Source organism: Pseudomonas sp. EL_65y_Pfl2_R96 (genome assembly GCF_963970905.1).
Taxonomy (GTDB): domain Bacteria; phylum Pseudomonadota; class Gammaproteobacteria; order Pseudomonadales; family Pseudomonadaceae; genus Aquipseudomonas.
In genome coordinates this window covers 68,886-91,227 of sequence record NZ_CAXAQH010000023.1, presented here as the reverse complement: position 1 = coordinate 91,227, position 22,342 = coordinate 68,886, and the positions used below count along the sequence as shown (strand labels likewise).

The 22,342-nt window shown below is 61.3% G+C and carries 21 protein-coding genes; 18 read left to right on the top strand and 3 right to left on the bottom strand.

Annotation, left to right across the window (positions count from 1 at the left end; all coding sequences use genetic code 11):
• Positions 1-341: 341 nt before the first annotated feature.
• Genes AACY49_RS21370 through AACY49_RS21295 form a run of 16 tightly spaced genes read left to right on the top strand, consistent with a single transcriptional unit; the run spans position 342 to position 18,356 of the window.
• Positions 342-1,694: a UDP-glucose dehydrogenase family protein gene (locus AACY49_RS21370; protein WP_258700089.1), complete on the top strand. Its 1,353-nt coding sequence runs from the start codon at positions 342-344 to the stop codon at positions 1,692-1,694.
• The gene (locus tag AACY49_RS21365) at positions 1,691-2,749 is read left to right on the top strand and encodes an NAD-dependent epimerase (RefSeq protein ID WP_320394015.1); all 1,059 of its coding nucleotides are present in this window, start codon (positions 1,691-1,693) and stop codon (positions 2,747-2,749) included. The genes AACY49_RS21370 and AACY49_RS21365 overlap by 4 nt, the downstream gene beginning before the upstream one ends.
• Positions 2,746-3,492 (top strand): sugar transferase, encoded by a 747-nt coding sequence (locus AACY49_RS21360; RefSeq protein WP_339526239.1) that lies wholly within the window; start codon positions 2,746-2,748, stop codon positions 3,490-3,492. Before AACY49_RS21365 ends, AACY49_RS21360 begins: the two co-directional genes overlap by 4 nt.
• Positions 3,493-4,137: a CpsD/CapB family tyrosine-protein kinase gene (locus AACY49_RS21355; RefSeq protein ID WP_339526238.1), complete on the top strand. Its 645-nt coding sequence runs from the start codon at positions 3,493-3,495 to the stop codon at positions 4,135-4,137.
• Positions 4,138-4,160: 23 nt separating this feature from the next.
• Positions 4,161-5,183 (top strand): polysaccharide biosynthesis/export family protein, encoded by a 1,023-nt coding sequence (locus tag AACY49_RS21350; RefSeq protein WP_339526237.1) that lies wholly within the window; start codon positions 4,161-4,163, stop codon positions 5,181-5,183.
• Between the two features lie 17 nt (positions 5,184-5,200).
• Entirely contained in the window at positions 5,201-6,796 is a 1,596-nt protein-coding gene (locus tag AACY49_RS21345; RefSeq protein WP_339526235.1) for a GumC family protein, read from the top strand.
• A gap of 32 nt (positions 6,797-6,828) precedes the next feature.
• On the top strand, positions 6,829-7,884 hold the full coding sequence (locus AACY49_RS21340) for a glycosyltransferase family 4 protein (RefSeq protein WP_445262657.1): 1,056 nt from the start codon (positions 6,829-6,831) through the stop codon (positions 7,882-7,884).
• On the top strand, positions 7,881-9,248 hold the full coding sequence (locus tag AACY49_RS21335) for an O-antigen ligase family protein (protein WP_339526232.1): 1,368 nt from the start codon (positions 7,881-7,883) through the stop codon (positions 9,246-9,248). Before AACY49_RS21340 ends, AACY49_RS21335 begins: the two co-directional genes overlap by 4 nt.
• On the top strand, positions 9,245-10,213 hold the full coding sequence (locus tag AACY49_RS21330) for a glycosyltransferase (protein ID WP_339526231.1): 969 nt from the start codon (positions 9,245-9,247) through the stop codon (positions 10,211-10,213). The genes AACY49_RS21335 and AACY49_RS21330 overlap by 4 nt, the downstream gene beginning before the upstream one ends.
• On the top strand, positions 10,206-11,342 hold the full coding sequence (locus AACY49_RS21325; protein WP_339526229.1) for a glycosyltransferase family 2 protein: 1,137 nt from the start codon (positions 10,206-10,208) through the stop codon (positions 11,340-11,342). Before AACY49_RS21330 ends, AACY49_RS21325 begins: the two co-directional genes overlap by 8 nt.
• A 12-nt stretch (positions 11,343-11,354) precedes the next feature.
• Positions 11,355-12,356, top strand: a complete 1,002-nt coding sequence (locus AACY49_RS21320) for a polysaccharide deacetylase family protein (protein WP_339526227.1) — start codon at positions 11,355-11,357, stop codon at positions 12,354-12,356.
• Positions 12,353-13,657 carry a lipopolysaccharide biosynthesis protein gene (locus AACY49_RS21315; RefSeq protein WP_258700079.1) on the top strand — a complete coding sequence of 435 codons (1,305 nt, stop codon included), beginning with the start codon at positions 12,353-12,355 and terminating at the stop codon, positions 13,655-13,657. The genes AACY49_RS21320 and AACY49_RS21315 overlap by 4 nt, the downstream gene beginning before the upstream one ends.
• A complete protein-coding gene (locus AACY49_RS21310) occupies positions 13,654-15,573 on the top strand; it encodes a hypothetical protein (RefSeq protein ID WP_339526225.1) in 1,920 nt (639 codons plus the stop codon). Before AACY49_RS21315 ends, AACY49_RS21310 begins: the two co-directional genes overlap by 4 nt.
• Positions 15,574-15,604: 31 nt before the next feature.
• Positions 15,605-16,825, top strand: coding sequence for a GNAT family N-acetyltransferase (locus AACY49_RS21305; protein WP_339526223.1), 1,221 nt, complete (start codon positions 15,605-15,607; stop codon positions 16,823-16,825).
• Entirely contained in the window at positions 16,797-17,609 is an 813-nt protein-coding gene (locus AACY49_RS21300) for a ChbG/HpnK family deacetylase (RefSeq protein ID WP_339526221.1), read from the top strand. The genes AACY49_RS21305 and AACY49_RS21300 overlap by 29 nt, the downstream gene beginning before the upstream one ends.
• 57 nt (positions 17,610-17,666) lie before the next feature.
• Positions 17,667-18,356, top strand: coding sequence for an N-acetyltransferase (locus AACY49_RS21295; protein WP_339526219.1), 690 nt, complete (start codon positions 17,667-17,669; stop codon positions 18,354-18,356).
• A 13-nt stretch (positions 18,357-18,369) separates the two neighbouring features.
• On the opposite strand, the gene AACY49_RS21290 is transcribed toward AACY49_RS21295, so the two are convergent.
• Positions 18,370-19,188, bottom strand: coding sequence for a class I SAM-dependent methyltransferase (locus AACY49_RS21290; protein ID WP_339526217.1), 819 nt, complete (start codon positions 19,186-19,188; stop codon positions 18,370-18,372).
• Between the two features lie 114 nt (positions 19,189-19,302).
• Positions 19,303-20,187 (bottom strand): LysR family transcriptional regulator, encoded by an 885-nt coding sequence (locus tag AACY49_RS21285; protein WP_339526215.1) that lies wholly within the window; start codon positions 20,185-20,187, stop codon positions 19,303-19,305.
• A 160-nt stretch (positions 20,188-20,347) separates the two neighbouring features.
• Here AACY49_RS21285 and AACY49_RS21280 point away from each other — a divergent pair, with 160 nt between their 5' ends.
• Both AACY49_RS21280 and AACY49_RS21275 read left to right on the top strand, forming a co-directional pair.
• A complete protein-coding gene (locus AACY49_RS21280) occupies positions 20,348-21,364 on the top strand; it encodes an alpha/beta hydrolase (protein ID WP_258700072.1) in 1,017 nt (338 codons plus the stop codon).
• Positions 21,365-21,471: 107 nt separating this feature from the next.
• Entirely contained in the window at positions 21,472-21,663 is a 192-nt protein-coding gene (locus tag AACY49_RS21275; RefSeq protein WP_339526262.1) for a hypothetical protein, read from the top strand.
• A gap of 43 nt (positions 21,664-21,706) precedes the next feature.
• Here the strand turns inward: AACY49_RS21275 and ycaC are convergent, their stop codons facing one another.
• Positions 21,707-22,333 carry an isochorismate family cysteine hydrolase YcaC gene (gene ycaC, locus AACY49_RS21270; protein ID WP_223488182.1) on the bottom strand — a complete coding sequence of 209 codons (627 nt, stop codon included), beginning with the start codon at positions 22,331-22,333 and terminating at the stop codon, positions 21,707-21,709.
• Between the last annotated feature and the right edge of the window lie 9 nt (positions 22,334-22,342).

Genomic DNA, 22,342 nt, shown 5'->3' with positions numbered 1-22,342 from the left:
TATTTTCTGACACTAGCACTAAGCCATCGAAGCGCAAGAAATGCCGGTTTTTTGCCAAAGGCGTCAAAAAAATGTTGCCTCAAATCTGACACACCAGAGTGCCTGTAACCCTTTTAATACAAGCCTTGCGACCGTTTATCGTTTTCTTGAAACCCTCACCGAGCCCTCAAAACCGCGACAAATCCAGCAACGGCAAGCACTTGATAGCAAATAGCCCGTGAAATCAGGGTTTCCAACCCGCGCTACCCGTCATTTTGCTGACACGCTTTCCCAAGGCTGGGCTATACCCCTTTTGACAGTCTCATTTCAGTTACATCCACCGTCTTACGAGGCACGCCAATATGGACGTGAGCGTATTTGGTACCGGCTACGTCGGCCTTATACAAGCCGCAGCATTGGCTGATGTCGGACATCGCGTCCTGTGTGTGGATATTGACTCCAACAAGATCAGACAACTGCAGCAAGCCGTGCCTCCAATCAGCGAGCCGGGACTGTCCAGCACCCTGGAAGACAACATCAAAGCCGGTCGTCTGCTCTTCACCACTCAGGCCAGCGACGCGGTCGAGCATGCCGAGCTGATTTTCATCGCGGTAGGTACCCCCGCCGATGAAGACGGTTCCGCCGACCTCAGCCATGTACTGAATGTAGCCCGGCAGATCGCCAGTCTCATGGAGTCCGATCGCACCCTGATCATCAAGTCCACCGTGCCGGTGGGCACTGCGGACCAGGTGGCGAGCGCCGCCCACGAAGCGCTGCAACACCGAGGTAAAGGTGCGTTGAACGTGCGGGTGGTGTCCAACCCGGAGTTTCTCAAGGAAGGCAGCGCCCTGGCCGATTGCATGCGTCCGGACCGGATCATCGTCGGCACCAATGACGATGAAGCACGCAACCAGTTGAGCGAACTCTATGCGCCGTTCTGCCGCAACCGGGAAAAGCTCATGTTCATGGACAATCGCAGTGCCGAGCTGACCAAGTACGCGGCCAATGCGATGCTCGCCACGCGCATCAGTTTCATGAACGAACTGGCCAACCTCACCGAGCTGTTGGGGGCTGACATCGAAGCGGTGCGCAAAGGCATCGGCTCGGACCCACGCATCGGTTACCACTTTATCTACCCCGGCTGCGGCTTCGGCGGCTCATGCTTCCCCAAGGACTTGCGCGCCCTGCTGCACACCGCCGAACACAACGGCATGCCATTGCGTCTGTTGCGCAGCGTCACCGACGTGAACGACAGCCAACGGCACATTCTGATCAGCAAACTGAAGGCGCAATTCCCCAACGGGCTGGCCGGCCAGTCCATCGCGATCTGGGGCCTGGCTTTCAAACCCAATACCGATGACATGCGCGAAGCCCCCAGCCGTTACCTGATGGAGGCGCTGTGGGCCGAAGGCGCGAGCGTGCAGGCTTACGATCCGGAAGCCATGTCCGAGTGCCGGCGCATTTACGGCTACCGCAATGACCTGCACCTGTGCGCCACCCGCGACGACACCCTGGAAGATGCCGACGCGCTGGTGATCTGCACCGAATGGAAAAACTTCCGTGTGGTCGACTTCGACCTGCTGGCGAGCAAACTGCGCGCGCGGGTGATCGTCGACGGCCGCAACCTTTACAACCCGGAACACGCGGCGGCGGCTGGTTTGCACTACAGCGGCATCGGGCTTCGGCACATCGCTCCCGAGGCACCACGATCATGAAGATACTCGTCACTGGAGCGGCCGGATTCATTGGTGCCCATTGTGTGTTGCGGCTGTTGCGTGACGGGCATCAGGTGTGCGGGCTGGACAACTTCAATGATTACTACGACCCGCAACTCAAACACGATCGCGTGGATTGGGTGCGCGAGCAGGTCGGCGATTTCCCCCTCGCGAAAATCGACCTGGCCGATGCCCAGGCCCTCGACGCACTGTTTGTGTGTGAACAACCGGAAGTGGTGATTCACCTCGCGGCCCAGGCCGGGGTGCGGCACTCCCTGGAAAATCCCCGGGCCTACCTCGACAGCAATTTGAGCGGGTTCCTCAACATCCTCGAAAGCTGCCGTCACCACCCGGTCAAGCACTTGATCTATGCCTCGTCCAGTTCGGTGTACGGCGCCAACCAGCACACGCCTTACTCGGTCAAGGACAACGTCGACCACCCGTTGTCGCTGTACGCCGCGACCAAAAAAGCCAACGAGTCGATGGCCCATAGCTACAGCCATCTGTTCGGCATTCCCTGCACCGGTTTGCGTTTTTTCACCGTGTACGGGCCTTGGGGCCGGCCCGACATGTCGCCGATCCAGTTCGCCCGGGCGATTGCCGAAGGGCAGCCGCTGAAGCTGTTCAACTACGGCCAGCACCAGCGGGACTTCACCTACATCGACGACATCATCGAGAGCATCGCCCGCCTGCTCGAACGTGCCCCCCAAGCGGCACCGGACTGGAACCGCGAGCAACCGGACCCGGCCAGCAGCATGGCGCCGTGGCGCATTTACAACATTGGCGGACAGCAGCCAATAGCGCTCAAGGACTACCTGGCGCTGCTGGAAAAACACCTCGGACAGAAAGCCCTCGTCGAGTTGCTGCCCCTGCAACCGGGTGATGTGCTCAACACCTGCGCCGATGCCAGCGATCTGGCGCAAGCCACCGGTTTCCAGCCACGGATCGAGCTGGATGAAGGACTCGGACGATTCATCGCCTGGTTCCGTGACTACTACCCACTGCGCAGCGCCCACTCGCCACTCATGGCCGGGCTTCAGCGGAGGACTCTATGACTGGACATGAAAAAGGCGTGTTGCTCGATCACATGCAGCGTGACAACCGCCTGGACCCCGAGCACCGAATGCGCCTCGACAAGGCGATCCACATGCAGGGTCGCGGCTGGGTGACCGGCCGCAACGGCGGTCGCCCCTGGACCCTGTCACGAACCAACCGAGTGTTCGCATGCCTCGGTGCACTGGTGATTTTGCTGCTGATCTCCCCGGTGCTGCTGGGGCTGGCACTGGCGATCAAGTTCAGCAGCCCGGGGCCGGTGATGTTCGTGCAGAAACGCACCGGCTACCGCGGCCGCATGTTCGGCATGTACAAGTTCCGCACCATGGTGGCCAACGCCGAGGAGCTCAAGGAGTCCCTGCGATATCTGAACAAGCACGGCGCCGACGCCATCGACTTCAAGATCGACGACGACCCGCGGATTACCCCCATCGGCGGCTTCCTGCGACGCAGCAGCCTCGATGAGTTACCGAACCTGATCAATGTGGTGAGCGGCGACATGCGTTTGGTGGGCCCGCGGCCAACCTCGTTCAACGCCCATCGTTACAAGGATAGCCACCTTGCACGCCTGAGCATCTACCCCGGCATGACCGGCCTGTGGCAGATCTCCGGGCGCAGCAATATCGACTTCGACCAGCGCGTTGAGTTGGACCTCACCTACATCGCCGAGCAGAGCCTTTTGCTTGATCTGAAGATCCTGTTGAAAACCCCCTTCAAAGTATTCAGCGGCCACGGAGCGAGTTAAATGGACGGTTCATCGAACAAAAGCCTGACCATCGCCAGCCCGAGCGAGTCCAACCTGACCTCGACCGTGCTCGACCTGGATCTGCGGATCCTCTTCCTGACCGCTGCCAATGCAGGCGCCGGCACCACCACCAGCGCCCTGGCGCTGGCCAAGCAACTGGCGTCAATGAGCAGCGGCCAAGTGTTGCTGGTGGACGCCAGCCAGTCGGAGACCAACCTCACGCAACAGCTGGGGCTGAGCAAAGAACGCGGCTTTCGCGACCTGCTGTTCAACGCCTCCCCGCCATTGTTGCAGGACTGTCTGGTGAACGTCTCCAGCCTGCCCTTCCACATCTTGCCGAACGGGCGGCACATCCGCGGCGCCGAGCACCTGACGACTGAACAGCTGGCCCCGTTGCTCAACCAACTGGGCGCTCGGTATCGCTTTGTGGTGATCGACGGCGACGCGGTGTATTCGGCCGCCGACACCCTGGTCATCAGCACCCTGGTGGACGGCGTGATCATGGTGGTGCGCGCCGAAGACACGCGCTGGGAAGTGGCTCAGGCCGCGGTCCAGCGCTTGACCCAGGCCGGCGCAAAACTGGTGGGCAGCGTCTTCAACCGACGCAAGTACTACATGCCCAAATGGCTCTACAAAAACCTGTAAGCAACCGCAGAAAGGATGACGCCATGAACGCCAAAATGCTTCTCCTGCTGTTGCTGCCGCTTGCAGGCTGCTCCAGCACCAGTGAAACCCAGAGTATGCCGGTGCAGATCCTCACGGCCGCGCCGGCCAACGCCCAGGCCACCGACATGCCCAGGGTCGAACAGACCCTGCGGCCCAAGGACGTGCTGGATGTGATCTTTCACATCAGTACCACTGGCTCGGGCGCTTACCGCATTCAGTCCGGTGACCAGGTCGCCCTGAACTTCACCGCGGCCAGCCAGCTCAATGGCACTCAACTGGTGCTGCCCGACGGTACCATTGAACTGCCGGGGGCCAATACCGCGGTGAAAGTCGCCGGGCTGACGTCGGTCGAAGCGCGGCAGGAGATCCAGCGCGTCTATGAGCGCAAATCCCTGTTCCAGCCCAATCGCAACCAGCTGACCGTGCTGGTCACCAGCCCGTTGAGTAACGAGCAGAACCTCAAGAGCGCCCTGAGCCACCCCGCCACCGGCATGAGCCGGGAGATTACCGTGGGCAACGACGGCTATGCGAGTTTCCCGGAAATCGGCTCCGTGCCGCTGCAAGGCATGACCGTCAACCAACTGGAAACCTTCCTCAATCAGCGCTACGCGCAATTGCCGGGGCGAATGACGGTCGACGTCATGCTCAAATCCACGTCGGGCAACGAAATCTATGTGCTGGGTGAAGTTGCGCAACCGGGCTCCTACCCGATCAACCGACCCGTCTCGGTGCTTGAAGCGCTGACCCTGGCCCGTGGCACCAACGTCAAGGCGCGGCTCGACTCGGTGGTGATCATGCGCCGCAACGGCAATCAGGTGCAGGCCGTGCGCTACGACGTGGAAAAAGCCTTGTCCGGTGACGCGTCGCAGATTGCTTACCTGCAACCGGACGACATGCTCTACGTGCCCAAGACCAAACTGGCAAGCGCTGGTGAGCTCGCGCGGCAACTGGCGGACGTGGTGTTGTTCCAGGGGGTCGGCTTCGGCTTCGGCTACCGCGTCGACAACAAAGGCAGTAACAACTAACGCTCAGGTAACCGATCATGAACCCAAAGGAAAACTACCTGCATGAGTTCTTCAGGATCTTCTTCGCCAACAAGCGGTTGGTGAAGCGAATCTTCCTGAGCTTTGCAGTGATTGCCCTGCTCTTGCCGCTGATGCTCAAACAGAGCTTCGATATCACCGCGCAGGTGCTCGTGCAGTCCAAAAAACTCTCTCAGGGAGACGCCACCACGTCCCTGACCCAAGGCGACGCCTCTTTCATTCCGCCGTCACTGGCAGACATGGAAACCGAGAGCAACATCCTGCGCTCACCGGCCCTGATCCGTCAGACCATCAGCGACCTGCAGGCCAAAGGCGAGTACAAGCCCAACCCCGGGGCCTTCAGCACACTGGTGACCGGACCGATCAAACGTTTCGTGGCCACCCCCTTGCGTGAATACGTGATCAATCCGGTGCGCGACGCGTTCGGGCTTGAAACCGATCCCGAGCGCGATACCGACCTGGATGTCTTCACCCAACAGGCCACCGAGAACCTGAGGATCGATACCCTGCCGGGATCCAACGTGATCTCGATTGTCTACAGCTATCGCGATCCTGCCCAGGGCACGCGATTTGTCGCGCAGTTGCTGCGAAACTACCTGACCAACCGCCAGGAACTGCAATCGATCGAATTGCCGCAGAGTTTCTACGAAACCAAGAAGAAGCAATATCAGGTGCGCCTCGATGGCCTGGAAGGCACACGACTGGCGTTGCTCGAAGGGGTAGGCTCGTCCGATCCGAAGGAAGAAATCACCTTCCGCCTCAACGCCATCAACACCGAGGAAGAGGCCCTGAACCAGTATCAGGATCGCCTGTTGCAAAGCCAGCGCTGGCTCGACTACCTGAAAACCGCCCTGACAGCCGCCACCAGTACGTCGCGGCTCAGCGATTACACTTTCCCCTTCACGTTCACCACCACGGTGGACAACATTGCCTTCGAAGACCGGGAGATCCGGCAACTGGGTGAACAACTGACGACTCAGGTCGCCCGTTACATGAACGACCTGGCGGTATTCCAGCCAGGCAGTGAACCGATGCTGTTGACCCGTGAGCAGATTTCCCGCACCCGTCAGCAGTTCCTGAAGATCGTCAGCAACCGGATTCAGGAGCGTACCAACGACCTGGCGATCGTCACCGCGGTGATCAACCAGAAAACCGCGCGCATCGCCGCGTTCAAGAACCGCATTCATCAATTGCAAGTGGCTCAGAGCAAGTTGCAGCAGATGGACACCGAGATCACTGCCTTGCACGCGGCGTTCTCCACCTACGCGCAGCGTTTTGCCGAAAGCAGCACCGCCCGTTCGCTGGACAACAATATTTCCAACGCCAAGGTGCTCAGCCCACCGTACGAACCGACCGAGGCAGCGTATCCCAAACCGCTGCTGATCATCCCGTTCGGGATGCTGACCGGTCTGCTGCTGGCGATTGCCTTCGTCTACGTGCGTGAGTTCTTCGATCACCGCTTCAAACATCCAGCGCAAATCACCCATGAACTGGGCATGCCGGTGCTGTTGGTGATCAACGATCAGAACACCCTGCCGAACAACCCGCACAAGAACTGGACCGTGCCTAGCTTCATGCATTGGGTGCGCCATTGAACGGGCCGCTCAGCGCCAGCGCACTGCCGATCATGCATTTGATCAGCAGCGGCGGCTTCTATGGGGCTGAGCGGATGCTGCTGGACCATTGCCTGGCGACGCCGGGGCGGCACCAAGTGCTGTTTCTCGATGCGCCGCCAGTGCTGATCGCGCGATTTCGCGAGGCAGGGGTCGACTGCCGCAGCTTCACGGGTTTGAGGGAATTGCTGCGTCATTTACGTCAGCGGCGGGCTGAACAGCCGCTGATCAACACGCACAATTTCAAGGGTTTGTTGTTTGGCTGGGTGGGCGCGACGTTGCTGGATTTGCCATTGGTGATTACCCAACACGGTTTCACCCCACGCAGTCGCAAGCAACGCTTCTACGGCTGGCTGAGCCTGCAACTGTGCCGCACGGCGTCGGTGCATCGCGTGGTTTGCGTGGCCGAAAGCATTGCCGTACTGCACCGCAAGGCCAGTGTCCGGACGGAGAAACTGCAAGTGATTCCCAATGGTCTGCCAACAGCCAGCAACCGGCTGCCCGACAACGTCAAACACCCGCGCTGGCTGGCGGGTTACGTCGGGCGACTGAGCAACGAAAAAGGCCCGGACCTGTTTCTCGATGCCTTGATTCCGCTCTGTCAGCAACACCCGCAACTGGACGCCGTGATGCTCGGCGACGGCCCGGAACAGCAAACCCTACTGGCGCGGATTGCCGCTGCCGGCTTGCACCAACGCATCACCCTGCCGGGTTATCAAACCGACATGAACCGGTGGTGGCAGCAACTCGATGCGCTGGTGATCAGCTCGCGCACCGAGGGCACGCCGATGATTTTACTGGAAGCGATGCAGGCCGGAGTGCCGGTGGTGGCATTCAGCGTCGGCGGGATTCCCGATGTGCTGGAGGATCGGCACAACGGCCTGCTGGCCAAACCCACCGACAGCGCCGCCCTCGCCCGGCAGATCGATACGCTGCTGAGTGAGCCGGCACTGGCTCGCCAATTGACCGACAACGCAAGACGTACGCAATTGGACCGTTACGACCTGAAGGCCTTGGCCGAACGCTGGTCGCAGCTTTATATCCGTACTGCACGGGAGGCACGCGCGTGATTTTTCCGCTCTCGATCGTCAGTCTGCTCGCCCTGGTCTGCCTCGGTTTGCTGGCCAGCCCTTATCCATATCTGGCACCAGGCGCGGTGCTCGGCCTGGTGGCTGTCGCGGTGCTGTACCGAAAACCTGTCTGGGGTTTGTTGGGCATCGCGGCGCTGGTGCCGTTCGAAGGTTTCTTCAAGGGCAGCGCACTGTCGGGCACCAAATTCATCGGTGCGTCGCTGGCACTGATCCTGATGTTGCAATTGGCCATGCACCAGATTCCGTCCGAGCGCCTGCGCAGCAACATCTGGCGCTGCCTGATCTGGTTCATGGTGTTGTACCTATTGAGCATGATCATTACCGACAACCTGGACATGTCCCAGAGTCATCTGCGGGAACTGTCTGTCGGCTTGATTCTGTTTGTAATTACCTTGCTGATCGGCCGTGAGCTGAACCTCGATCTGTTCGCCCGGCTGGTGACCCTCAGCGTCAGCGCGACCTGCGTGCTGGCCATGTTTTCCATCAAGTATCAGGACAAGGGCCGCGCCGCCGGGTTGCTGGAAGACCCGAACTCGTTTGCCCTGCTGATCGCCTTCGCCGTGCCGTTGGGCCTGCTGCTGGTGATCCGTGGCCCGAACCTGTTGCACCGATTATTCTGGGGCGCCTGCTGCATTTTGCTGCTGGGCGGCATGACCAAGACCGAATCCCGTTCCGGGTTGGTGGTGCTGTTCCTCAGTTTGATGATCGGTGCCTGGCACTACCGCGCTCAGTTGCCACGCATCCGTCCGCGCCATCTGGGTTTTGCCATGCTCGGCCTGGTGCTCGTGATTCCGCTGGCCATTTATTCGATGCCGGCCGGTTACGTCGCGCGCATCCAGTCCTTGAGCATCTTGAAGGCCGGCGCCAAGAGCCAGGACGAATCCCTTGGCCGCCGCGCGTCATACCTTGTGGTCGGCAGCCAGGTCATTCGTGAGCACCCGTTACTCGGTTCCGGCCCCGGCACCTTCCCGCTGCAGTACGCCACCACCGGTTACGCCAAAGCGTTTTCCGCCAACCGCAAGCCGGGCGACCTGTATCGCCGCGCTCACAACACTTATCTGGAAATCTTCAGCGAAGTGGGGATTCCCGCCGGGCTGTTGTTCCTCGGCATGCTGGGCCTGGGGATGTACAACCTGATCCGCGCCCGACACGCCTGGTTGCTGCGACGCAACTGGGAACAGGCCGACATGATCACGCACCTGGGTATCAGCTATCTGTCGCTGCTGCTGTTCTTGATGTTCCTCAGCGCACCGAATCACAAATACCTGTGGATCATGCTCGCGCTGACTTGCGTGCTGCGCCTCAAGGCTGAAGAACATCCGCCGACGGAGGCAAGGGCATGAGCCGCATCAGCCTCGTCATCCCGATGTACAACGAAGCCCGACACATCGGCCGCACCTTGCTCGCCGCGAAAAATGCCGCCGAAGCCGCCAGGCTGGAATGCGAGCTGATCGTGGCCGATAACGGCTCCGACGATCAGGGCCCGCACATCGCTCGCCAGCTCGGGGCGCAGGTGCTGGTGCTGCCCGGCCTGCTGATCGGCGCCCTGCGCAATCGCGGGGCGGCGATGGCGACAGGCGAATGGCTGGGCTTCATCGATGCCGATATCGAGATGCCCGAGGACTGGCTCACGCTGTTGTTGAGCATCCAACCCGCGGCTCAGGTCGACGTCCTGGGACTGGACCTGCACACCCCGGCCGAAGCCCCGTGGTATGCCAATGCCTGGCAACGCCGCACGTTGCGCCCGAACGATGAAACGCTGAAAACAGTGCGATGGCTGCCCAGCTCCAACCTGTTGATGCGCCGTCCATGGTTCGACAAGGTCGGCGGCTTCAACGAAAACCTGCGCACCGGCGAAGACAAAGATTTCACCATGCGCCTTTCCCACTCTGGCGCACGCCTGCTGTCCGTCAACCAGAGCGTTGCCCTGCATTGGGGTTACGAGAGCAGTTGGCGCGAATGGATGGGCAAGGAGTTCTGGCGTCAGGGCAGTCACCTGCAACTACTGCGCAGCCACGGCATGAATCTGCGTTTACTGCGTTTCCCGATGCTGTCGATCATCGCCTGGGTGTTGGATTTCATGGCGCTATCCGCCCTGCTCAACGGTTCCGCCCCACTGGCGCTATTCATGCTGTTCGTCACCAGCCTGCCAGCGCTCGCCCAGAGCCTGCGGCAAAGCCTGAAACACCACGACCTGCGCCTGACGCTGCAACTGTGGGGTTTGCACTGGGTGCGCCTGCACCTGGCCGGTGCAGCGCTCATTTTGAGTCTTTGTCATTGGAATGCCAGGAGGCCGGCCCGTGGCTGAATTCATTTTCTGGTTGTGCCTGCTATTGCCGGTGTATGCCTGGCTTGGCTATCCGCTGCTGCTGACGCTGATCGCGCCATTGTTTCCTGCGCGGCGTCATGTGTCGGCGCCACCAATGAACGTGAGCATTATCATCGCCGCGCACAACGAGGCCCGGCATATCGAAGACAAACTGCGCACCCTGCTCGCTCAGGATTATCAGGCGCACTCACTACAAATCATTCTGGCCAGCGATGGCTCCACGGACGATACCGTGGCCTGCGCCCACAAGGTCATTGACCCGCGCATCAGCGTGCTCGACCTGCCCCGTCAGGGCAAGGCGGCCACCTTGAATGCCGGCGTCGCCCTGAGCACGGGCGAGATTCTGGTGTTCACCGATGCCGACAACCAATGGTCGACCGACACCCTCGGCCAGTTGCTCGCGCCCCTGGCCGATCCTGAGGTCGGGGCCTGTGCCGGGCACATGCTGATCCCGGTGCCGGGCAAGGGCCTGAGCCTGGGCGACAGCCTTTATCGGCATTACGAAGGCTGGTTGCGCAAGATGGAAAATCGCACCGGCTGCATGGTCTCCGCCGACGGCGCCCTGCTCGCCCTGCGCCGCGAGTTGTTCCAGCACGTGCCGGCGGAGGTCAATGACGACTTCTTTATCAGCACCTGCGCGCCGGTGGCGTTCAAACGCATCGTCTATGTGCCCGAAGCACAAGTGAGCGATCAAGGCGTCGACGAAATCGCCAAGCAATGGCGTCGTCGCCAGCGCGTCACCGTCGGCGGCCTGCAAAGCCTGGCCCAGCGCCGGGAGATGCTGAACCCTTGGCGGTATGGCCTGTATGCGATTGCGCTGATCAGCCACAAACTGATTCGACGCCTGGCACCAGTTCTGTTGCTGCCGTTGTTGCTGAGCAATTGCTGGCTGTGGAATGTCCATGGCTTCTATCGCCTGAGCCTGATCGCGCAACTGCTCGGTTATGTGGTGGCCATTGCCGGCCTGCTGGATGTGCAACACCGTTTGCCCAAACCCTTTCGCCTCGCCGCATTCTTTCTGGTGACCCTTGCCGGGATGAGTATCGGTCTATGGCAGTTCCTGCGTGGCCAGCGGTACGCGCAGTGGAACCCCGAGCAAAATCGTTGACAGGACCGCGCCATGGCGATCAAACAATTATTAAAACGCACCAGTGGCTGGCTTTATCTCAACTCGCCGGTAGGCCGTCACCAACTGCAAGGTGCCGGGGTGATCCTGATGCTGCACCGGGTGCTAGCCAATGACCGCGCCGCCGACCTGCCCCATCGCAATGAACTGTGCGTCGGGCCGAAGGCCTTTGCCCATCTGCTGCTCTGGTTGAAGAAACACTTCGATTGCGTGCCACTGATGGAGATCTTGCAACCCGACACCTTCAGGTCGGAGCGGCCCAAAGTCGCGCTGACCTTCGACGATGGCTGGCGCGACAACGCACTGAATGCCTTCCCGTTGCTGAAAAAGCATCAGATGCCGGCGAGCATTTTTCTCTCCACCGACTTCATCGGCAGCCGGCAACGCTTCTGGTGGGAAAGCCTGGGGGAAACCCTGTGGCACAGCCACGGCGAAAAAGCCCGGACACACTTGATTGAATGCCTGCGACAGGTCGGGCGACCGCTACCGGTGCTGCTCGATGATCTGGATGTACAGCGTCGTAGCCTGGCGCTTTTGCATTTTCTGCAAAGCCTGAAAAGTCTGCCACCGGGCGAACTGAGCCGGCTCACCGATCAATGCCCCGAAGAGTCGTTGCCCCAGGCGCTGGACTGGCATCAAGTGCGCGTGCTGGAAGCCAGCGGGTTGATTCGCTTCGGCCCTCACGGCGCCAGCCACGCGATCCTCACCGGCCTTGACGATCAACACCTGGATGAAGAACTGAGCCGCAGCCGCAATGCACTTTTGAAAGGCTGCAACCGGCCGCTGCCGGTCTACTGCTACCCCAACGGCGACCACGATGCGCGGGTGCGCGAACATGTGGCCGAACACGACTTCCCGTTTGCCCTGGGCACCGCCACCGGGATTTATCGTGGCGTCGACGACCCATTGGCCTTGCCACGGATCGGCATCAGCCAGCGCACGGCGCGCAATCCGGAATTGCTGTCGTGGCGCATCTACCGCGGAGCCCGGCCATGAGTCGCAGCCACTACCTCAAACACCTGGCCCTGAGCATGGGCACCAAACTGGCGATGATCGGCCTGCGGCTGCTGCGCAATGTGTTGCTGGCGCGGATTCTGGGCCCCAGCGAACGCGGCCTGTTTGCGCTACTCAGTACCCTGCCCGATTTGATCAGCGCCGCCACCAGCGGCGGGCTGAATTCGGCGGTGGGGTATCAGGCGGCCAAGCAACGGCCCATGGGTTTGCTGCTGAGCCAGGTGCTGGTGTTCGGTTGCCTGCTGGCGGGTTTGCTGACGTTGCTGGTGGTGGCGCTGGTGCGGGAGTTCGGCAGCGAACTCGACATCACCACGCAACTGGGACTGCTCGCCTGGCTGTTGCTGCTGGCGGTGCCGCTGACTGTACTCAAGAGCGGCCTGCTGACCTTGCACAACGCGTCGGGCGGTGTGGTGGCGTTCAATGCCTTGCGGCTGGTGGAATCCCTGGCGCCCCTGTTGCTGTTTATCGCCTTGTTCTGGATGTGGAAAGACGCCGCGCTGGAAGCGGCGCTGATCAGTTGGCTGGCCGGCATCAGCCTGGTGGTGCTGGCCGGTTGGGTCTGGCTCAAACGTGCGCAACCCTTGACGTTGCAATGGGACCGCGCCAGCCAGAAAGAACTGTTGCGCTACAGCGCCCGCAGCCATCCGGACCTGTTGTTCCAGCAAGTGATTCTGCGCTCCGATTACCTGTTCATCGGCGCCCTGCTCGGCAGCACCGCGTTGGGTCATTACGCCATGGCCAGCGCTGCCGCCGAGCTGTTGCTGATCGTCCCGGAGGCGGTGACCACGCCGCTGATGAAACGCCTGCTGCAACAGGACGAAGGCATGGATCGCCTGACGCCGTTGGCCCTGCGCCTGACCGCCACGGTGATGCTCGGCGCCTGCCTGACCATGGCGGTGATCGGTGAATGGCTGATCGTCACGCTGTTCGGCATTGCCTATCAGCCGGCCTACCCAGCGTTACTGGCGCTGCTGCCGGGGCTGCTCGGCCTTTGCTATGCGAGCATCCTGCGCCTGGACTTGCTGGGTAAAAATCGCCCCGGCACGATTTCGCTGTTGATGGGCCTCGGCGCGTTGCTGAACCTGGCCCTGAACCTGCTGCTGATCCCGATGTATGGCATCGTCGGCGCCGCAGCGGCATCGTCCATCGCCTACCTGGCCGTGACCGTCGCGCTGCTGGTGATGTACTGCCGGTTGAGCGGCGTACCGGTCTGGCAAACCCTGATCATCCTGCCCAGCGATGTGGCACCGATGCTTCAGATGCTGCAACGGAAATCGGCATGAAACGCCTCGTGCTGCTGTTGAGCCTGGGCCTCGGTTTGAGCGCCCAGGCGGCGCCGATGCGCTGGGCCGACATTCGCGACGGCAGCCTGTACCTGCAAGCGGACCGCCCCGACACGCTGACCATTCGCTGGGTCCCGGCGTGGCAGGCCGACGCCAACGAAGAACACCTGTATCTGCTCGACGGCAACGGCAACCTGAAAGGTGATCGCCTGATCGCCGCCAGTGAAACCCAAGGCAGACAGAGCTGGCCGTTGGCGCCCGGTGCCGCCAGTTATCGACTGGAAATTCCGGGCTACAGCTTCCGCCGCTACACGGTCGAACACGACGAACGCACCGTGGCGTTGTTCGCCCCGGCCAAGGTGCATTTCAGCGCCGAAACCCGTGGCGGCGATGAACTGTATTTCAAAGTCGCACCGGGGGAACACGCGGTGCTGGCCGGCAAGTTTCACGGTGGTGTCGGTGCCCTGCTGGCCCAGCGTGTGGGCGATAACAAACAAGTGAGGCTGGCGCTGAAACCCTATCGCGCCTATTGGCAATTCGATCAGCTTGAACTGCCTGTCACTCAGGACGAACAAGTCTGGCGCCTGCGCCTGCAAGGCAGCGGCAAGGTCGCGTTCTGGCTCGATGGCACGGCAAACCTGTTCGCCCAGAACCCGCAACAACTCAAACCGCTGCGCGAGGACGATGGCCAGACCCGGCTGACCTTGCATAAAGAGACGCTCGGCCCGACCCCGAATCTGGGCATTTACTTGCCCTACGTGCTGCCGCCGCAATCCAGTTTCGCGGCGCTCGACGCCCTCAAACCCCAGGCGGGCTCCTATTACAGTTTCGTCGACGTCACCGCGCAGAATCCGCACCACGAAGATGCGTTCCGCCAGCTTTATCAGAACCGCTTCGGTATCACGCAGGACATCACGCTGTTGGCCGGCAGCCAGCGCCAGGCCGATCTGCGGGCCGACCCCCAGAGCAACGCCGGCCTCGACGCCTGGCTCGCCGCGACCCGCGCCCTCGGCGGCAAGGGCGTCCACTACATCGCGTTCGCCGACGAGCCGAACCTCAATTACCCGAGCTACGCCAACTATCAGGCGATCTTCAACAGCATGGCCCGGCAGGTGCGCAGCGACCCGGCCAACGCCAGGGCCGGCATACGCATTGCCATGCCCGCCAGTTCGCGCTTCGTCAATGGCCCGTTCGCCGACGATGCCGCCGACAAGCGCGGTATCGACTGGGCACGGCGCCTGCTGGCCGAATCCGGCGGGCAGATCGACGCCCTCGCCTGGCACGAATGGATGGTTCGCGACCTGCTGGCAACCCGCGTCTACCGCGACAGCGTGCGCCGCGCCGCCGAACTGGTGGGCCTCGATGCCCAAGGCCGGCCACGCAAGGCCTTGCTGCTGGACCAGACCAACCTGTCCAGCGGCTCAAGCCTGAGCCCCTACGATCAGGAAACCCATTTCGCTTCGCTGTGGTGGGCCTCGGTGGTCATCAACTCGGCGCAGGACGGGTTGCTGGACATGCTCAACTGGTTCCAGGCCGCCGACGAACCGAACTACCCCAAAGGCATGGTGCGGGTGCTGGACGGTGATCGTTTCGAACTCAAACCGGTGGGCCTGGCCCAGCAATTCATCCAGCAGCATTGGCTGAAAAACGTCATGCGCCTGGACAACGACGCCTTCGAAGTCGACGTGCTGGCCATGGCCACCGAGCGCCAACGCAGCCTGTTGGGCGTCAATAAGGGCACCCGCGCGCAACGCGTCGATCTGGCCGGGGCGACCTGCCCGCTGGCCAAGGGAGCGCTGGTGTATTTCGGTGCCGACAGTCGCAGTCGCGAAGGCACATTCAACTGTCAGGACGGTCGCGTCAGCTTCAATCTGCCTGGGCAAACCCTGTTTGCCCTGAGCTGGAGCGCCTCATGAACGTCCATGAGTTATGCGGCGGCCTGAACCTATGATGGCTCGATTCGAATGGCGCACGTCGCTGTGCGCTCCAGACTTTCCAACAGCCGCCTATGAGGGGTTGCGCTGGCGCGTGACGGACCACACGCCGTTCAACACCCTCGCCTGGCTGCGTGCATCGGAACAGGCACTGACCGCTGGGGAACGCTTGCACGTTCTGCTGGGCTGGCAAGGCGATGAATTGGCCTTGTGCCTGCCACTGGTGGTATCCGTGGAGCGCTTTGCCGGGCTACCGTTTCGGGTGCTGCATCACCTCGGTTATCCCTTCACCGATCGCCTGGCCCTACTCAGCTGCCTGGATGCCGACAGCATGCGCAAGGCACTGGTGATCATCCGCCGTCGCGTGCCCCATGCGATGCTGCAACTCAATGAATTGTCCGAACCCATCGGCGAAGAAAGTGCGCTGACCACCTGGATGGCCCACAGCTCGACCGGCGAGCGCCGCCTCAGTTGTCGGGTGCCGGTGCACCTGATCAGCGATGCCGACCGCCAGGAAGTGTCCGGCGACCCGCGCTACAAACTGCGCCGGGCGCGTAAACGCATCGCGGCTTGCGGTGCCGAGGTCCGACGGATAACCCCCGACGCTTCCACCATCGGGCCGCTGTTGCAGGCCCTCGGCGAAGTCGAAGCACAGAGCTGGAAAGGCCTTCAAGGTGTGGGGATTTTCACCAGCGACCGCAGCCGACAATGGATCGAACGGGCCTTCAGCGCCCTCGCCGAACAGGGACTGGTGCGGGTGGTGCTGCTGGATCTGGACGGGCGCTGCATCAGCTACCGCATCGGCTTGCTGGAACAGGGCCGGTTGTACGACTACAACCTGGCGTTCCTGCCGCAACACGCAGACCTGGGCAGCGGTCGCGTGCTGCTCGAAGAGTGGATCCGCTGGGGGCTGGATGACAACTGGCATTGGGTCGACGCCTCGCGGGTCAGCCTGGAAAACTCCAGCCATCAACTCCTGGAACGCATGACCGGGCAACTGGAGCACTGGCGCTGGAGTTTCTATTCCTGGCGTCCCAGCGGCCTCGTTCTGGGGCTGGCCCTGCGGCTCTGGCACCGGCTCAAACCCTGGTTAAAAAAATGGCAGGCCTGGCGTGCAGCGGCGCTGGTTACTCCTACGCTTACTGCTATGCAGGCTCCCGTCGTCAAAAGCCCTGCACCCACCGAAAAAGACAGAGAGGGCGAACATGCCTCGCCAAGTCATAGTCAACGCTGACGATTTCGGCCTCAGCCCGAGCGAAAACGCGGTGATACTGGGTGCCTTTCACGCCGGGGTCATCAGCTCCGCGACCGCCATGGCCAACATGCCGGCCTTCGAAGCCGCCTGCGCCCTGGCCCGGCAACCATTGCTCAAGGGGCGGATCGGGCTGCATTTCAACCTCACGTATGGCCGGCCGTTGAGCCTGTCGATTCTCGCGCGTTCGACGTTCTGCGACAGCCAGGGCGAGTTCGACCTCAGCCTGCCCCGCCACAGTCTCCGGCTCAACCGCCAGGATCGCGACGCGGTGCTGGAGGAACTCGAAGCCCAATGGCAACGCTGCCTGGACAACGGCCTGCACCCCAGCCACCTCGATTCCCATCAGCATGTGCACAACATTTGGCCCATTGGCGATATCGTCGCGCGTTTCGCCGCCAGCCAAGGGGTGCCCGTGCGACTGGCACGCGACCTGGGCAGTAACCTGAGTGTGTCCAAGCGAGTGTTCAAGACGTTGCTCAACCATCGATTGAACAGCCTGGCCGGAGCGAGCGCCCAGAACGTATGCACCCCGGTCGATTTGCGCAACGTGGTGATGCCAATCGACGGCCTGCTGGAAATCGTCGTCCATCCGATCCATATCGGCGCCGACTTTGGCGATGCCTATCTGGACCCGGGCGAGTCGCTGAGCCATGTGCTGGATCAGCGTCTTGGCGGTGTTCCGAGGGTGTCCTACGCCGTTGTGCCGAGGGCGTTCAAAGAGGAACCGCAATACCCGACCGAACTGTACCCGTTGAAATCCTGATTCATTGCCATCGAAAACCTTACCCACCACACCCTGGCTTCGGCCTCGGAGGACTTCATGAGCGCCATCGCCAAGCTTCGCGAACGAATCAAACAAAAAGGCCTGCTCCACACATTCCAGATGCTCTGGAAGCGCTATGTGTACTTGCACCGAGAGCTGCTATGGCTGGGACGCGATCTGGTCACCCCAATAGCGCCGCACAAACTACGGCCCTACACGGGTTTGCGTCTGGTGACCATTACTCAAGAGAACGCCACGGTTTTCACCAAGTATTACGGAAACCGCGTCAAGGCCATGGCCCAGATCGCCTCCGAAGGTCACACCGGCCACATGTATGTGGACGAGGAAGGCGATGCCGTCGCATTCATCTGGGGCAGCCTCAGTGACTACTTTGACCGGCACTATTACGGCTGCTGGTTCCGGGTCAATCCGGGTGAGTTTTTCGAGTTCGGCGGTGAAATGATCCCGCAATACTTCGGCAGCAGCCTGTCGGTGGACGCCCAGTTCAATCTCTGGAATGCGATGCGGGCCAAAGGGTGCAACAAGATCGTGGACGTTTGCGATACCCGTAACATCCAGGCCATGAAAATGCACCTGCGCATGGACTACCAGGAACAGGGGCGCATCACCCATGTCTACGACCTGTTCGGCCGCTGGCGCTTCTTCCGCGAAACCTACTACACCGGCTCGCGGCTGACCGCGCTGCGTAAACCGGAGCCGCAGCCAGCGACCGCGGCGCAGGCGTGAGTGGCCGATGGCGTTACTTGACTGAGGACCGTGTCGCCGCCACCAACGTGTAGCACAGCGGCAACTGCGCTTTTTGCTGCTGATACTTGTCGTAGAGTTCTTCGCGATTGGAATGCGGGTATTCCTTGAAGTGGCTGATCTGCAATCCCGTCTCCACGGCACCGGTGAAGATCGCGCCCAAGGTATGGACGAACCAGTAGGACGCCGAGGCCTGCTGTTCGACTTTGCCTTCGTAGACGATCGGTTGGTCCTGGACGAAAGGCTCACGGCGAAAATACGAGCTGTCCGGGCGATAGGGATCGGCTGACTCGGGGTCGAACATTTCCAGGAACGGGTGGGTTTCGTATATCACCAGGCTGCCGCCGGGCTTGAGGGTTTGCGCGACATGGCGCAAGAACTCGCCAATGTCCGGCATCCAGTTCAATACGCCGATGGTGATCAGCGCCACGTCGAAGCGCTGGTGAAGCTCCGTCGGCAGGTGATGGATGTCAGCCTCGATGAATTCGGGCTGATGAGGCGAACGGGATGCCAGCTCCCGGGCCTGATCAAGAAAGGCCCCGGACTGGTCGACGCCCACTACGCTGCGGGCACCCAGCGCAAACAGCGAAAGGCTTTCCCGGCCATTGTTGCAGCCCAGTTGCACCACATCCTTGCCGTCGACACCGACCTGCTGGAGCAACCCGGTGAGGGTGTCATCCAGGCAGGAAAAATCGCCATGGCTCACGGCATCCAGGCGCGCCCGCCATTCGGGTGTGTCTTTGTGGTGTTGGGCGGAGTCATTCCACGCATCGCGATTGCTGGCGATGGCTTTTTCTTTTGTCGGCACTTCCATTGCACGCTCCAGATTCCGGGTCTTCGATTGACCGGCACGAGTCTAGATCAGCGTCAGGAAAAACCACATCAGGGGTTTGTTGCGATCTTGTAATCAGCGATGACGCGAGCCCTCTTATCGTTGATTCAGCCGCTCACGCAAGAACTCGATCAGCGCCTGCACCGGTCGCGAGGCCTGACGGTGCTGCGGGTAGACCGCTGATAAGGTCAGCGGCTCGGGGCGAAATTCATCCAGTACCGACACCACCCGACCGTCCTCCAGAGCCGAGCCGACGATGAAGGTCGGCAAGTATGTGATGCCCATGCCGGCGATGGCCGCATCCTTGAGCAGTTCACCGTTGTTGACCCGCATGCGCCCGGTGACGTTGACCGTCAGCGGTTTGCCCCGCCCTTCGAACCGCCATTGCACCTGGCGACCATGGCCGTAGGGCAGGCAATCGTGGGTGTGCAAGTCTTCGGGTTCAAGCGGCGTGCCACGCTCGGCCAGATACGCCGGGCTGGCGCAGTACACCCGCTCGATGACAGCGATGCGGCGCGCTATCAGGGTCGAGTCTTCCAGCACGCCGATGCGCAATGCCAAATCGTAACCCTCGCCGAGCAAGTCCACCGGCCGATCGCTCAGGTCGACCTCGACGACGACGTCGCGATAACGCTGCAAAAATACCGGCAGCAAACAGCCCAAATGTGCCACGGCAAACGACAACGGCGCACTCAGGCGAATGGTGCCGCGAGGCTCGATGGTCTGGCCGGCGATGCCCTGTTCCACTTGCTCGACTTCACTGAGCAGGCGCAGGGCCGATTCGTAATAACTCTGCCCCAACGGGGTGACGTCCAGCCGCCGGGTGGAGCGATTGAGCAGGCGCACGCCGAGGCGCTCTTCGAGTTGCATCAGGCGGCGGCTGACGAATTGCTTGGACAGGCCCAACTGATCGGCCGCCGCCGTGAAGCTGCCGGAGTCCATGACCTGACAAAAAATACGCATGTCTTCGAACGGGTTCATTGTCACTCCCTGATTGACAGTTAATCGCTTTATAGCCGCTTTTTCACTTTCCGGCACCTCATTAATCTGTGCTCACGGTGTTGCTGAGGCCTGAACCCCAGCGCCACAGCAGCCCGATCCCAAGGCATAAAAACTCAAACGATCTAAAAAGGATTTGCACATGAACATCAAGAAAACCCTCGCCACTTCCGTCCTCGCCCTGTCCATCGGCAACGCATTCGCCGCCGGCAGCCCCGGTGTCGAACACAGCACCCAGGCCTTCCTCGATGCCCTCGCCGCCGGCGGTGGCAAACCGCTGGAACAGCTGAGCCCGAAAGACGCCCGCGCGGTGCTGACCGGCGCCCAGGCTTCGGTGAAGGTTGATCTGTCGGGTGTTGAAATCAGCGACAAGGCGATCAAGGTCGATGGCCAGACCATCAACCTGAAAGTGGTGCGTCCGGCCAAGGTCAAGGGCGAGTTGCCAGTGTTCATGTTCTTCCACGGTGGCGGCTGGGTATTGGGCGACTTCCCGACTCACCAGCGCCTGATCCGAGACCTGGTAGTGGGCTCCGGCGCAGTCGCGGTATACGTCGACTACACGCCATCGCCGGAAGCGCACTACCCGACCGCCATCAACCAGGCCTACACCGCGACGAAATGGGTGGCCGAGCATGGCAAAGAGATCGGTGTCGACGGCAAGCGTCTGGCGGTGGCCGGCAACAGTGTCGGCGGCAACATGGCGGCGGTCGTGGCGCTGATGGCCAAGGAGCAGAATACCCCTGCCCTGCGCTTCCAGCTGTTGATGTGGCCGGTGACCAACGCGCAGTTCGACGACGGCTCGTACCAGCAATTCGCCGAGGGGCACTTCCTCACCAAAGGGATGATGCAGTGGTTCTGGGACAACTACACCACCAACCCGGCCGAGCGTGCGCAGATTCATGCCTCGCCGCTCAACGCCAGCGCCGAACAACTCAAGGGCCTGCCTGCCGCACTGGTGCAGACCGCCGAATTCGACGTGCTGCGTGACGAAGGCGAAGGCTACGCCCGCCACCTCGATGCGGCCGGTGTGCCGGTGACCTCGGTGCGCTACAACGGGATGATTCATGACTTTGGCCTGCTCAATCCGTTGAATCGGATTCCGGAAGTCAAAGCGGCGGTACGTCAGGCCGCGGCCGAGCTCAAGACACATCTGAACTAAGTCCAACCGCTCGCCACACCCCAGGGTGTGGCGAGTTTTTTTGTGCCCGTCGGGGTGCAATCCATGAGCCTTTCACCGAGGCCGGTCGCATGGGGCCGAGCGAAGTCATGGGCGTTGAACAAGTTGCAGGCCGTGCGGCAGCAGAACAGTGGGCTGGCGTTGATGGCCAAACCGGCGCCGATCAGGAAAGGTGGATTTTTGGGATGATTGCAGAGTCGTTAAACAACTGTCAGGTGCCGACCTTGTGGGAGCGAGCCTGCTCGCGAAGAGGGAATATCAGTGACATTAATGTCATCTGACACACCGCTTTCGCGAGCAGGCTCGCTCCCACAGGTTTTGCACTTATTTGGCGGTAAATTTCGTGTAGCTGTTGATCAGGTTGCGGTAGTTCGGCAGACGCTGGGACAGCAGGTTGGCCAGGCCTTCCATGTCGTTGCGCCAGTCGCCTTGCAGCTCGCAGGCCACGGAGAACCAGTTCAGCAGGTGTGCACCCGCCGCCGACATCCGCGCCCACGCCGCTTGTTGCACGGTGGTGTTGAAGGTGCCGGAAGCGTCGGTCACCACGAACACTTCAAAACCTTCGGCCAGGGCCGACAAGGTCGGGAACGCCACGCAGACGTCGGTCACCACGCCAGCGATGATCAGTTGCTTGCGGCCGGTAGCCTTGATCGCCTTGACGAAATCCTCGTTGTCCCAGGCGTTGATCTGGCCTGGGCGCGCAATGAACGGCGCGTCCGGGAACTGCTCTTTGAGCTCCGGTACGATCGGGCCATTCGGGCCGCTGTCGAAACTGGTGGTGAGGATGGTCGGCAGGTTGAAGAACTTGGCGATGTCGCCCAAGGCCAGCACGTTGTTCTTGAATTCGTTGGGCGAGAAATCCTGCACCAGCGAGATCAGGCCGGTCTGGTGATCGACCAGCAACACAACGGCGTCGTCTTTGTTCAGGCGTTTGTATGGAACATTGCTCATGTGAAACTC

Bases quoted from the DNA above. Each gene is read 5' to 3' on its own strand.
- AACY49_RS21285 (WP_339526215.1), bottom strand. From the start codon at position 20,187: ATGAACCCGTTCGAAGACATGCGTATTTTTTGTCAGGTCATGGACTCC.
- AACY49_RS21305 (WP_339526223.1), top strand. From the start codon at position 15,605: ATGATGGCTCGATTCGAATGGCGCACGTCGCTGTGCGCTCCAGACTTT.
- AACY49_RS21330 (WP_339526231.1), top strand. From the start codon at position 9,245: ATGAGCCGCATCAGCCTCGTCATCCCGATGTACAACGAAGCCCGACAC.
- AACY49_RS21340 (WP_445262657.1), top strand. From the start codon at position 6,829: ATGCATTTGATCAGCAGCGGCGGCTTCTATGGGGCTGAGCGGATGCTG.
- AACY49_RS21320 (WP_339526227.1), top strand. From the start codon at position 11,355: ATGGCGATCAAACAATTATTAAAACGCACCAGTGGCTGGCTTTATCTC.
- AACY49_RS21345 (WP_339526235.1), top strand. From the start codon at position 5,201: ATGAACCCAAAGGAAAACTACCTGCATGAGTTCTTCAGGATCTTCTTC.
- AACY49_RS21295 (WP_339526219.1), top strand. From the start codon at position 17,667: ATGAGCGCCATCGCCAAGCTTCGCGAACGAATCAAACAAAAAGGCCTG.
- AACY49_RS21355 (WP_339526238.1), top strand. From the start codon at position 3,493: ATGGACGGTTCATCGAACAAAAGCCTGACCATCGCCAGCCCGAGCGAG.
- AACY49_RS21275 (WP_339526262.1), top strand. From the start codon at position 21,472: ATGGGCGTTGAACAAGTTGCAGGCCGTGCGGCAGCAGAACAGTGGGCT.
- AACY49_RS21300 (WP_339526221.1), top strand. From the start codon at position 16,797: ATGCCTCGCCAAGTCATAGTCAACGCTGACGATTTCGGCCTCAGCCCG.
- AACY49_RS21315 (WP_258700079.1), top strand. From the start codon at position 12,353: ATGAGTCGCAGCCACTACCTCAAACACCTGGCCCTGAGCATGGGCACC.
- AACY49_RS21365 (WP_320394015.1), top strand. From the start codon at position 1,691: ATGAAGATACTCGTCACTGGAGCGGCCGGATTCATTGGTGCCCATTGT.
- AACY49_RS21350 (WP_339526237.1), top strand. From the start codon at position 4,161: ATGAACGCCAAAATGCTTCTCCTGCTGTTGCTGCCGCTTGCAGGCTGC.
- AACY49_RS21280 (WP_258700072.1), top strand. From the start codon at position 20,348: ATGAACATCAAGAAAACCCTCGCCACTTCCGTCCTCGCCCTGTCCATC.
- ycaC (WP_223488182.1), bottom strand. From the start codon at position 22,333: ATGAGCAATGTTCCATACAAACGCCTGAACAAAGACGACGCCGTTGTG.
- AACY49_RS21290 (WP_339526217.1), bottom strand. From the start codon at position 19,188: ATGGAAGTGCCGACAAAAGAAAAAGCCATCGCCAGCAATCGCGATGCG.
- AACY49_RS21310 (WP_339526225.1), top strand. From the start codon at position 13,654: ATGAAACGCCTCGTGCTGCTGTTGAGCCTGGGCCTCGGTTTGAGCGCC.
- AACY49_RS21370 (WP_258700089.1), top strand. From the start codon at position 342: ATGGACGTGAGCGTATTTGGTACCGGCTACGTCGGCCTTATACAAGCC.
- AACY49_RS21360 (WP_339526239.1), top strand. From the start codon at position 2,746: ATGACTGGACATGAAAAAGGCGTGTTGCTCGATCACATGCAGCGTGAC.